The 11,828-nt window shown below is 40.4% G+C and carries 6 protein-coding genes and 1 pseudogene; 5 read left to right on the plus strand and 2 right to left on the minus strand.

Annotation, left to right across the window (positions count from 1 at the left end; genetic code table 11):
• Positions 1-138 precede the first annotated feature (138 nt).
• Both CDG79_RS24800 and CDG79_RS24805 read left to right on the plus strand, forming a co-directional pair.
• Positions 139-552: a hypothetical protein gene (locus tag CDG79_RS24800; RefSeq protein WP_094344505.1), complete on the plus strand. Its 414-nt coding sequence runs from the start codon at positions 139-141 to the stop codon at positions 550-552.
• A gap of 47 nt (positions 553-599) precedes the next feature.
• The gene (locus CDG79_RS24805; RefSeq protein WP_094344506.1) at positions 600-2,609 is read left to right on the plus strand and encodes an ABC transporter ATP-binding protein/permease; all 2,010 of its coding nucleotides are present in this window, start codon (positions 600-602) and stop codon (positions 2,607-2,609) included.
• A 78-nt stretch (positions 2,610-2,687) separates the two neighbouring features.
• Here CDG79_RS24805 and CDG79_RS24810 read toward each other — a convergent pair whose 3' ends face one another.
• Positions 2,688-3,332 carry an HD domain-containing protein gene (locus CDG79_RS24810; RefSeq protein WP_094344507.1) on the minus strand — a complete coding sequence of 215 codons (645 nt, stop codon included), beginning with the start codon at positions 3,330-3,332 and terminating at the stop codon, positions 2,688-2,690.
• Positions 3,333-3,518: 186 nt separating this feature from the next.
• Here CDG79_RS24810 and CDG79_RS24820 point away from each other — a divergent pair.
• Together CDG79_RS24820 and pruA are read left to right on the plus strand one after the other, a co-directional pair.
• Positions 3,519-4,414 (plus strand): annotated as a pseudogene (locus tag CDG79_RS24820) (serine/threonine-protein kinase).
• 268 nt (positions 4,415-4,682) lie between these two features.
• Positions 4,683-7,655, plus strand: coding sequence for an L-glutamate gamma-semialdehyde dehydrogenase (gene pruA / locus CDG79_RS24825; protein WP_094344510.1), 2,973 nt, complete (start codon positions 4,683-4,685; stop codon positions 7,653-7,655).
• A 691-nt stretch (positions 7,656-8,346) separates the two neighbouring features.
• Here pruA and CDG79_RS24830 read toward each other — a convergent pair.
• Entirely contained in the window at positions 8,347-10,158 is a 1,812-nt protein-coding gene (locus CDG79_RS24830; protein ID WP_442946254.1) for a sensor histidine kinase, read from the minus strand.
• A 532-nt stretch (positions 10,159-10,690) separates the two neighbouring features.
• Between CDG79_RS24830 and CDG79_RS24835 the strand changes: the two genes are divergently transcribed.
• Positions 10,691-11,617, plus strand: a complete 927-nt coding sequence (locus tag CDG79_RS24835; RefSeq protein ID WP_094344512.1) for a cobalamin-binding protein — start codon at positions 10,691-10,693, stop codon at positions 11,615-11,617.
• Positions 11,618-11,828: the final 211 nt, after the last annotated feature.

The raw sequence follows: 11,828 nt of genomic DNA on the forward strand, positions 1-11,828 counted from the left end.
TTCTCTGAATCTTTACCCCCTTAAAAAGGGGATCTTATCCGAACCGTATTGTTGAATGCGCCTTTTTTTCTCTGCTTCAGTTATTTGAACTCAGAAATAATGTTTTAATCAAAAGTGTCAGGATTTTAGGTAATTATAATGGACGAAATTGTTAAAAAACTGGCTGGTCTGGGCCTTCCTGGCGTAATTCTTGTGGTTCTAACAGCCGCATCAGGGGGTAGTTCCGCCGCCGTAACAGCCACTCTGACAATGTTAGGAGGGCCGTTTGGCATCGTAGGAGCTATGGCTTTGTTTGGTCTAATAACCGTTGTGGGGGATATTGTCGCGGGATATGGAATTGAAGTTATTCTTAAGGCCATCTATGTAGAACGGAGCAAAACCGAATCTGTAAATTTTCTGATTAATGAAATTAAAGATTTACCGATTACAGAGGATCTAAAACTCAAACTAAAAAATCAACTTTGCCAAGAAATGCTGACTGATTATAAAGAGGTTCAGATCCCAAAACAATTTGAAATCGTCGTCACGATAGTTCGATTTCAATGGCATTAAGTTAAGCGATTATTTAACTCAGATAATAACCACTATATTTTTCAGATATGCAAGCTCAAGTTTTTCGCGATCGACCCTCAACTAATCCTCTTACAGCTTTTACTCTATTTTGGGAGGATGTGAGAGCGATCGCTGGGTGTTACTGGTATCCAACAGAGCCAGAAGGCAGAGTATTTTCAGATGTGATTCGCGCCTGGGGAATGCTCATTCTCTTAATTTTATTAATAATTGCCCTTGTGGGCGTAACGGCCTCAAGCAGCTTCTTAAATCGCTATGTACTCAATATCGTCATTGAAGAAAAAGATATTTCTAAATATCTGGGTACATTATGGATTTCTATGCTTGTTCTCGTTGTGGAAACACTTTTGATAGCATCTTCTAAATTTGTCAGAAAAAAGATTGCTCTTGATTGGTATAAATGGCTAAATAATCACATTTTAGAAAAGTATTTTAGGAATCGTGCCTATTATAAAATAAATTTTAAATCCGATATTGATAACCCAGATCAACGTCTCTCCCAAGAAATCGAACCCATTACCAGTAATGCTCTCAATTTTTCAGTCACTTTCTTAGAAAAAACCTTACAACTTATCAGCTTTTTAATAATTATTTGGACTATTTCCCAACAGATTGCAATTCTGCTAGTTATTTATACAATAATAGGTAATTTAATTGCTATTTATTTGAATCAACAAGCAAATAAAATTAATCAAGAGGAATTTCAAGTTAAAGCTGACTATAATTATGCACTGACTCATGTTCGGAATCATGCTGAATCGATAGCTTTTTTTGATGGAGAAAACCAAGAAGCAAATATAATTCAACGCAGATTTAGTAAGATCGAAAAAAATACAGAGCGGAGGCTGAATTGGGAGATAGGTCAGGATGTTTTTAATAGAGGATACCAGTCTGCTATTACTGTGTTTTCGATGTTTATCCTTACACCCTTATTTATTCAAGATAAGATTGATTTTGGAGAAATTAGCCAGATTAGTTTAGCTTGCTTTATGTTTTCTAATGCTCTGGGACAATTAATAAGTGAATTTGGAGCATCTGGAAGATTTTCTAGTTATGTTGAGCGTTTATCTAAGTTGTCAGATGGCTTAGAAGAAGTGACAAAACAACCAGAGAATGTCAGTACTATTAAAACAATAGAAGAAAATCATCTGGCTTTCGAGCATGTCACCTTACAAACGCCAAACTATGAGCAGACAATCGTCGAAGATTTATCACTGTCTGTTCAGCCAGGAGAAGGTTTATTGATTGTTGGGCCGAGTGGTCGAGGTAAAAGTTCTCTATTGAGAGCGATCGCTGGTTTATGGAACGCGGGAACTGGTCGTCTGGTGCGTCCTCCCCGAGAAGATGTCTTATTTCTGCCCCAACGTCCTTATATAATTTTAGGGACTTTGCGCGAACAGTTACTCTATCCGCATACAGTCAGGAAAATGAGCGATCGCGAACTGGAAGACATTTTGCAACAAGTTAATTTGCAAAACTTGCTTACCCGCGTGAATGGTTTTGACACAGAAGTTCCTTGGGAAAATATATTATCCTTGGGAGAACAACAACGTTTAGCTTTTGCAAGACTATTAATTACACATCCTAGTTTCACTATATTAGATGAAGCAACGAGTGCTTTAGATTTGAATAACGAAGATAATCTATATAACCAATTACAACAAACTAAAACAACTTTTATCAGTGTTGGACATCGGGAGAGTTTATTTAATTATCATCAATGGGTTTTGGAACTTTCAGAAGATTCTAGTTGGCAACTCCTTTCTGTAAAGGATTATCAACTACAAAAAACAATTGTCATTACTTCACCTGAAAAGCCTCAAATCACAATAGATACTTCCCCTAAATGTGAACTCTCAACAAAACCAGAAACAACCACAATTCAAGGGTTTTCTCATCAACAGATTAACTCATTAACAGACTATTCTATTACCACTATTAGAAGCAAGGCAAGCCTTGGTAAGTCCATCACTACTAAGGATGGCGTGACATACCGCTATAACAAAGACCCGGAAGTATTGAAATGGGTGAAAGTTTAGGTACTATTGATAATCTGAAATAGGAATCCCATAACATGGAAATATTGTCACCACACGATTGTATTTAGTACCATATCTTTAACCCAACGACTTAATTTCTGCCTGGATATTGCCACGGGCACAGGGTTCGGCGAACTCTAACATTAAAGGCGTATGATAAATGCGCGATCGCTGTAAAAATCGTTCTAAAACCTGCTGACGACCTGTGATATAGTCCTTCTCTAGAAGCCAGCCATATTCCTGGCGAATAGCATGGGCGTATTCTAAATAATCCACTGAGTTAGCAGCCAAAATCGCTAAATCTGCATCAAGTAGAACTTGGCTATCATAGTCATTCACCGCAGCTTGGTGATCTTTAGTGTTTAGAATGAGACGGGTGACAGTAGTTATAATACTTTCTGGAATACCTAAATTACTTAGCAATTCAAAAGCATAGTCTGCGCTTCGTTCTTCATTATGTTGAGCTTTAGTGTCATACACTACATCGTGAAACCAGGTAGCTAGTTGAACAGCAGCTAGGTTATTGGTGTAGCCTTGCAAAATCTGAACTGTGCTGAGGACGCGATCGATGTGTTTGAGTGTATGGTAGTAGCGATCGGGGGTAGAGTAAGCTTCAACCAAGGAATTAAAGGCTTTTTCAGCCGCTATCTGGTCAACACAAAAGGGTTTGAGTGTGTGTTGCCAGTTAGAAAATAAAATATCCATAAAGTTTTCTGTAGGCATAGAGTGAGTATACCCATTCTTAGTATTGGAAAAAACAAGTACATCCTGTTAAAACAGCAGTAGAAGACTTGAGGTACAACCTCACCTTCTGACTCTGTTGGTACAAAGAGGGAGAATTTTCCCTTCCCACAAGCGAAAAGCGATTATGCGTGCGATCGCGCGGATATATTTACAATATATAAATCAATGAAACTTTGGACGCTCAATCAAAATCTAGACAACGGAAGATTCATTATACAAAAAGTCCTTGGTGGCGGTGGCTATGGTGTCACCTATAGCGCCATAGAACAGCCTACAGGTAAAGTAGTCGTTATCAAAACCCTTAACCATATTCAACAAAGTAAAGAGGACTTTCAGCAGCGACAGGTAAAATTTGTCAATGAAGCGCTGCGGTTAGCCAGATGTACTCATACCCATATTGTCCAAGTCTATGAAGTTATCCAAGAAGATGGACTCTGGGGCATGGTTGTGAGGGCGGTACTGTATGGGATTTCATGCAGCAACTGGGTGGGCGATTGTCTATTGATATTGCTGTACCGATTATTCTCCAAATTTTAGATGGTTTGCAATATGCCCACAATGTTGAAATTCCTTATGTCAAACTGGCTGATGGGAAGTTTGGCAAAGGTAAAGGTATAGTCCACCGCGACCTCAAACCGAGTAATATCTTCCTGACTAATATTGATGGAAAACTGGTTGCTAAAATCGGTGATTACGGTTTATCTAAGGCATTTGACTTGGCAGGTTTAAGCGGTCAAACTTTGACTGGTACTCAAGCTGGTACTCCCGTTTTTATGCCTCGACAGCAGGTGCTTAACTTTAAATATGCCCAGCCGGAGGTAGATATTTGGGCAGTTGCGGCTTGTCTCTACAATATGCTAACAGGTAGTTTCCCCCGCAACTTCACAGGCGATCCCTTTCTGGCAGTTTTACAAAATGAACCTATACCAATTCGGGAACGAGATGCGATAATTAGGCAACCACTAGCACAGGTGATTGATTTGGTCTTAGTTGATAAGCCAGAAATCCACTTTAAGAGTGCAGCTGAGTTTAAGCAGGCGTTATTAAGCGCGTTGTCATAATAGAGTTTACAGCAGTTTTCATATATTTAACCCACATCCATCGTAGAAGCACAATACCTCTACGATGGAATATTTTTTAATTGCAAGTCTCTAGCACAGCGAAAGTGAATAATTCCAAATCCATGAAATCCTTACGATATAAGAATTACGAATTACGAATTACGAATTACGAATTCAGCATCATGGTGACAGCTAAATGAAAGAGTCAAAATAGAAGACATAGGCTTTATACAAAAAGCCTTGCCTAAATTAACGGAGTTTATTATCAGTGGTATTACAAGTACAAACAAGCACCTACGAAGCTAAAACCCAAGAAATTGCTAAACAACTTCTCGCAGCAACGCAGGAAAATCGTTCGTTTTTTTCTTCCCTGCGCGATCAAATGCGCTGGGATGATAAATTACTAGCTTGGGCAATGAGTAATCCTGGGTTACGGGTGCAACTATTTCGCTTTATAGATACGCTACCTGCTTTGCACAGTAAATCAGAAATTGCCTCACATTTACAAGAATATTTAGGTGATGAGTCTGTAGAATTACCGACAGCTTTGAAGGGAATGCTAAACTTTGCTAATCCCGACTCGATGCCCGGACAAGTTGCTGCTACAACTGTTGGTACAGCTGTTGAAACTCTTGCCCACAAATATATTTCTGGGGAAAATATTAAACAAGTCATCAAAACAGTTGAACGACTGAGAAAAGAAAAAATGGCTTTCACCATTGATTTACTTGGTGAGGCGGTGATTACCGAAGCCGAAGCGCAGTCTTATCTAGAACGCTATCTAGAATTAATGCAACAATTGGTGGAAGCATCGAAAAATTGGGCAGCTATCCCAGCTATTGATGAGGCTGATGGCGAAGTAATCCCAAAAGTTCAGGTTTCTGTGAAGTTAACGGCGTTTTATTCCCAATTTGACCCTTTAGATGCTAAAGGTAGTGAGGAGAGAGTTAGCGATCGCATTCGGACTCTTTTACGTCGTGCTAAAGAGTTGGGCGCAGCTGTGCATTTTGATATGGAACAGTATGCTTATAAGGACATAACTCTCAGCATCCTGAAAAAACTCTTACTAGAAGAAGAATTTCGGCAACGCACAGATATCGGCATGACAATTCAAGCATATCTGCGTGATAGCGAGCAAGATACCAAAGACGTAATTTCTTGGTTGAAAGAACGCGGTTATCCTCTGACAATCCGCTTGGTGAAAGGTGCATATTGGGATCAAGAAACTATCAAAGCAGCCCAAAAGCATTGGCCACAGCCAGTTTACAACGAGAAAGCCGCAACTGATGCTAACTTTGAAACCATCACTCAGTTATTGCTAGAAAATCATCAATATGTGTATTCTGCCATTGGTAGCCATAATGTGCGATCGCACTCTCGCGCCATTGCTATAGCTGAAAGTTTAAATGTCCCCCGCCGTCGCTTTGAATTACAAGTCCTCTACGGTATGGGTGATAAAGTTGCAAAAGCTTTGGTTGACAAGGGTTATCGAGTCAGAGTTTACTGTCCCTACGGTGAGTTATTACCTGGAATGGCGTATCTAATTCGCCGATTGTTAGAAAATACCGCTAATAGTTCATTTTTACGGCAAAATCTCGAAAATCGACCAATTGAAGAGTTATTAGCGCCGCCAATTGTCAAAGAAGAAAAGAAATCTTTAACTCCTAACTCTCATTTCCTTGGTGCTGCTGATACAGATTATGCGGTGGAAGAGGTGAGAAAGCAAGCGGCGAAAGCTTTCCAAAGCGTTCGTCAACAACTTGGTAAAACTTATTTGCCGTTGATTAATGGAGAATATGTTAATCCGCCAGAATTTGTTGATTCTCTCAATCCTTCTAATTTCAGTGAGGTAGTTGGTAAAGTTGGGTTGATTAGTGTTGAACAGGCTGAACAAGCGATGCAAGCAGCCAAAGCAGCGTTTCCTGGGTGGAGGAAAACACCCGCGAAACAACGCGCTGATATTTTGCGGAAAGCGGGTGATTTGATGGAAGAACGCCGCGCCGAACTTTCAGCTTGGATAGTTTTGGAAGTTGGGAAACCAGTTAAGGAAGCTGATGGTGAGGTTTCGGAAGCGATAGACTTTTGTCGCTACTACGCTGATGAGATAGAACGGCTAGACAAAGGTGTCAATTATGACCTTGCTGGTGAAACTAATCGTTATATCTACCATCCACGGGGAATTGTTGTAGTAATTTCTCCCTGGAATTTCCCCCTAGCGATCGCATGTGGAATGACTGTTGCAGCTTTGGTTTCAGGCAATTGCACTCTCCTCAAGCCGGCTGAAACGTCTTCTGTAATTGCAGCGAAACTGACAGAAATCTTGGTAGATGCTGGTTTTCCCAAAGGTGTATTTCAATACGTACCGGGTAAGGGTTCGCAAGTTGGCGCTTATTTGGTAAATCATCCAGATACTCATGTAATTGCTTTTACTGGTTCTCAGGAAGTTGGTTGTAGAATTTACGCAGAGGCGGCAATATTGAAACCCGGACAGAAGCACATGAAACGGGTGATTGCGGAAATGGGTGGTAAAAACGCCATTATTGTCGATGGAAGTGCTGATTTAGACCAAGCAGTTGTGGGTGTAGTGCAGTCGGCTTTTGGTTATAGCGGACAAAAATGTTCTGCTGCTTCCAGGGTGATTGTGCTGGAACCAATTTATGAAGCCTTTGTACAACGGTTGGTAGAAGCAACAAAATCCTTGAACATTGGGGAAGCAGAGTTACCTAGTACCCAAGTTGGGCCAGTAATTGATGCTAATGCCCGCGATCGCATCCGCGAGTATATTGAGAAGGGTAAGGCAGAAGCACAATTAGCTTTAGAATTACCAGCACCCGAACAAGGATATTTTATCGGCCCTGTGATTTTTAGTGAAGTCTCGCCAAATGCCGTAATTTCGCAGGAAGAAATTTTTGGCCCTGTGCTGGCGGTAATTCGGGTAAAAGATTTCCAGGAAGCCTTAGCAGTCGCCAACGGGACAAACTACGCCTTAACTGGCGGACTTTATTCTCGAACGCCTTCGCATATTCAGCAGGCGCAGACAGAGTTTGAAGTCGGGAATTTGTACATCAACCGCAATATTACCGGAGCGATCGTTGGACGGCAACCCTTTGGTGGATTCAAACTTTCTGGAGTAGGTTCTAAAGCAGGCGGGCCTGATTACCTCCTGCAATTCTTGGAACCACGCGCGGTAACAGAAAATATTCAGCGCCAAGGTTTTGCACCAATTGAAGGTGCAGATTAAACAATTTGTAGTTCGTAATTCGTAATAACGCTCTCTATGAGATGCTATACGTACCTTGCTTTGGGAGCATCCCAAATGTGTAAATTTATTTTTTGGTAGTGCGGGCTTCTAGCCCGCTTCCTGGACATTAGGGAGCAAGATGCTCCAACTACAAATTTTATTTTGGCAAAATTGGGATGCTCCCCCTTGCTTCCGCCTTCGCGGAGCATCTCATAAAGAAAATGTACGCAGACTTGTTACCGCTACGCTAACGTAATTATGTTTTGTGACGGGGATTTCAACCCCTATGGAATTACGAATTACATAAGCGTAGCGGTAGCGATAACAAGATATCAAGTGTTATTAGTAATTACGAATTACGATTAAGCAATTACATGAAAATTGTTTTCGGTTAGTGACACTCCACCTAACAGTTGTGCAAATTTTACCTGAGTGAAAGCACCCTTACTGCCATCTCGATCGAAGTACAATGCACCTGTAGTATCATCATAGATAAATCGTTGAGTACTAGTGGTTGCAGATGTTCCAAGGGTAAACTGACTACTAGAGAGTAAACCTGCTGATAATCCCCCACCAAAACCAGTAGCTGATACTTGAATAACTTCATTAGTTGCGCTGAAGTCATAAAGACTATCAACGCCTTGTTTGTAACTATTGAAGGACTAAAAATATGAATGCGATCGCCTAATATCTAAAGTGGTGTTTGGTTGATTTGAAATTCTTCATCTTCTTCATCGTCCCCAGCTTCTGAAAGCACTGGATTTGGTAGAAATAGAGTGAACTGACTACCCTTTCCCAAAATAGATGTAAAGGTAACATCGCCACCATGCAAACGCGCTAATTTGCGTGTTAAAGCTAAACCCAAACCAGTGCCTTCGTACTGCCGATTTAAGCTACTGTCAAGCTGTTTAAATGGTTCAAATATAAATTGAAACTGACTTGGTTCTATACCAATTCCAGTATCTGAAACTGTAAAGGTTATTCCTGATGGTACTTTTTTCACTACTAGGGATATATTGCCGACTGGAGTGAATTTAATCGCATTGGTGAGCAAATTTAGTAGCATTTGCTTGCTGCGCCGCTCATCAGCAATACAAATATTTTCTGGGAGATCAATTTTACAGGTAAGTTGTAACCCCTTTTCTGCGGCGCGATCGCGCACCGTCCAGATGGCATAATTACATAAATCTGACACTGGCAAAGGTGACAGTAACAATTCCTCTTTACCTGCTTCTACCTTAGATAAATCAAGGATATCGTTAATCATTGCCAGCAAATGCTCACCACTACTATATATACAACTTACATATTCGTTCTGTTTTTCATTGAGAGAGCCAACTATTTCTTGTTGCAGTAGTTGTGACAAGCCCATAATCGCATTCAGAGGTGTCCGCAACTCATGGCTCATGGTTGCTAAAAATTCACTTTTTGCCCGACTTGCAGTTTCTGCTGCTTCTTGAGAGGCACGCAGTTTCAACTCTGTTTCCTTGCGTTCAGTAATATCCTCAATCATCGCTAGAAAAAACTCAGGTTCACCATTGCTGTCTGGTATAACAGAAACAGAGATATGAGTCCAAACTAAGCTACCATTTTGATGCAGGCAGCGTCTTTCCATCTCAATGTGATGTCTTTCTACAAACTGTTCCTGATGTTTGGAGGATTGGAAGCCTAACTTGGAAGTTTTCGCTGAGTTTGTACGAATTCCTGACATTAGTTGTTTGTAAAGTTTTAAATCCCCCTTTTGTATAGAAATGTAATCTGTAAAGCGCTTGCCATATAGTTCTTCTCGGCTGTATCCTAAAATCTCACACAGTACCGGATTGGTATCGACTATCTGGGCTTTCATATCTATAAGTCCAATACCGATAGAAGAACGCTCAAAAATCGCTCGGAATTGCGCCTCACTCTGTCGCAGTGCTTCCTGTACAATATTTCGCTCGCTTGCTTCTATAGCCAAGGTCACGAAATCTGCTATTGAGCCAGCAAAAGTCTCTTCTTCTGAAGTCCATTGGCGACTTTCGCCTATGTGTTCGTGGCAGACTACGCCTACTAAACGACCCTCTAGCCAAATTGCTGCATCTAGCACGGATGTGATGCCCAAAACAGAAAGATAAGACTCGGATAATTCTTGGGTTCTTGTATCGTTTCTGGCATCATCTGCGGCAATGGTGCGTTCCTCTTCTAAAGCCTGGAAATAAGCTGGATAATTTTCTTGTGAAAGCGAGTTACCAAAGCTATGCTCTTTAGTGCTTATGTCGTATAAGTCAATACATTCAATTTTTGAGCGTTCTTCATTATATAACCACACCCCGACTCGCTTTACTAAGAGCGTCTGAGCCGCAGTTTCTGTAATCTCTCTTAATACTGCATTGAGATTTCCTTGTTGAAAAGTCTTGCTTCTTGCCAGTTGCACCAGTGTTTGGCTTTGTTTTCGCCGACTATTTTCTCTAATTTGTAAAGCCTCTTGGGCGTACTTTTGCTCTGTAATATCTCTAGTTGACACCACCTGCATTACTTGACCTCAAGAAGAAATAATTTTACCTTATAGTTCTACGGAAAAAGTAGAACTATCTTTGTATAAATACAATTCCTTAATATGGTTTTTCATAACCGGAGAAAATATTTTGTTTCATCAAATCTTCTTATTCTGAATAACGTGTTTCAAACTAGATTTTGCTATAGCAATCCTAGATCGTTCCTGAGAGATAAAATCCTCAACTTCTTTGAAAAGTAGGGGATCTGTCACTTTCAATTCTCATAAATCAAATATGATTACCATAGTTAATTTTAATACTTTACGTGAGTGATTATTACTAAGTATAACTAACATTTAAAAATTATTTTACTAAGTAATTATGCCATAGAGATAGCAAAAAATCAAACAATATGCTTAAGCCCCCCTCCCTTGTTACACAGCAATCTCACAGATAATTGGTATGACTACCAAAACACCATTGATTCTCCTGGAGAAAGATACTTAATTACTCAAATTTTGCGAATATTAAGCTGACAGCAGCTTTTATGGAGGTGGAGCGATGACGGATAGTAATTTAAGAATAGTTTCCCTGATTCCCGGTGGAACAGAGATTTTAGCGGCACTAGGGTTGGTTAATGCTATTGTGGGGCGATCGCACGAATGCGATTACCCTCCAGAAATCCTTAATCGCCCCATTTGTACCCAAGCCCGCTTAGACTCTAATGCCTCCAGCAGCCAAATTCACGACGATGTAAATAATTTATTGCAATCTGCTCTCAGTATTTATGAAATCAAAACAGATGTTTTAGAGCAGTTGCAGCCTACCCACATTCTCACTCAAGACCAGTGCGATGTTTGTGCTGTCAGTTTACACGAAGTTGAAAAGGCAGTTGCTACGCTTATTGACAGTAAACCGCAGATTATTTCTTTACAACCCAATATTCTCAAAGATGTTTGGGCTGATATTGAGCGAGTTGGTAATACCTTCGAGGTAGACTCGGTAAAAGTCTTAGAAAATTTAGAAGCTCGTGTAAAAATTTGTCAGCAAAGAATCCAAGGACTTTCTTTACACGAACAGCCTACTGTCGCCTGTATTGAGTGGACTGATCCTTTGATGGTCGCGGCTAATTGGATTCCTGAATTAGTTAACTTGGCAGGAGGACATTCTCTATTTTGTGTTACAGGTCAGCCTTCTCCTATCTTGTCGTGGGAGACACTATTAACAACTAATCCAGATGTAATTGTTTTTATGCCTTGTGGCTTTGATTTAAATCGCACTCGCCAAGAAGCTAATTTGTTAACTCAACGTCCAGAGTGGGAAAAACTCCACGCTACGCAAGCCGGTAGGGTGTACATTACTGATGGCAATTCTTATTTTAATCGTCCAGGGCCGAGACTGGTAGATTCTCTAGAAATCTTGGCAGAAATTTTGCATCCAGAAATTTTTCAATACGGTTATAAAGGAACAGCTTGGGAAATTCTGTAAGGAAGAATTCCGAACTCAGGAGTCAGAATGGGCTAAACCTTAGCTATCCGCTAACAGTATGAATTGGAGTCAGATGGCGTTATAAGGGATTTCCAAGTAAAAAAATATTCCGTCGCAGAGGGACAAGGGGGACAAGGAAGACAAGGGAGACAAGGAAGAAAGAAGTCTAGTTGAGTAGACAAATTGAATAATTTATTTTTTGGAGTTCCCT

This window comes from Nostoc sp. 'Peltigera membranacea cyanobiont' 232 (assembly GCF_002245985.1).
GTDB lineage: Bacteria > Cyanobacteriota > Cyanobacteriia > Cyanobacteriales > Nostocaceae > Nostoc.

What these genes read in the sequence shown, in the direction of transcription:
- CDG79_RS24800 (WP_094344505.1), top strand. Translation starts at nt 139, where the DNA reads ATGGACGAAATTGTTAAAAAACTGGCTGGTCTGGGCCTTCCTGGCGTA.
- CDG79_RS24805 (WP_094344506.1), top strand. Translation starts at nt 600, where the DNA reads ATGCAAGCTCAAGTTTTTCGCGATCGACCCTCAACTAATCCTCTTACA.
- CDG79_RS24810 (WP_094344507.1), bottom strand. Translation starts at nt 3,332, where the DNA reads ATGCCTACAGAAAACTTTATGGATATTTTATTTTCTAACTGGCAACAC.
- CDG79_RS24835 (WP_094344512.1), top strand. Translation starts at nt 10,691, where the DNA reads ATGACGGATAGTAATTTAAGAATAGTTTCCCTGATTCCCGGTGGAACA.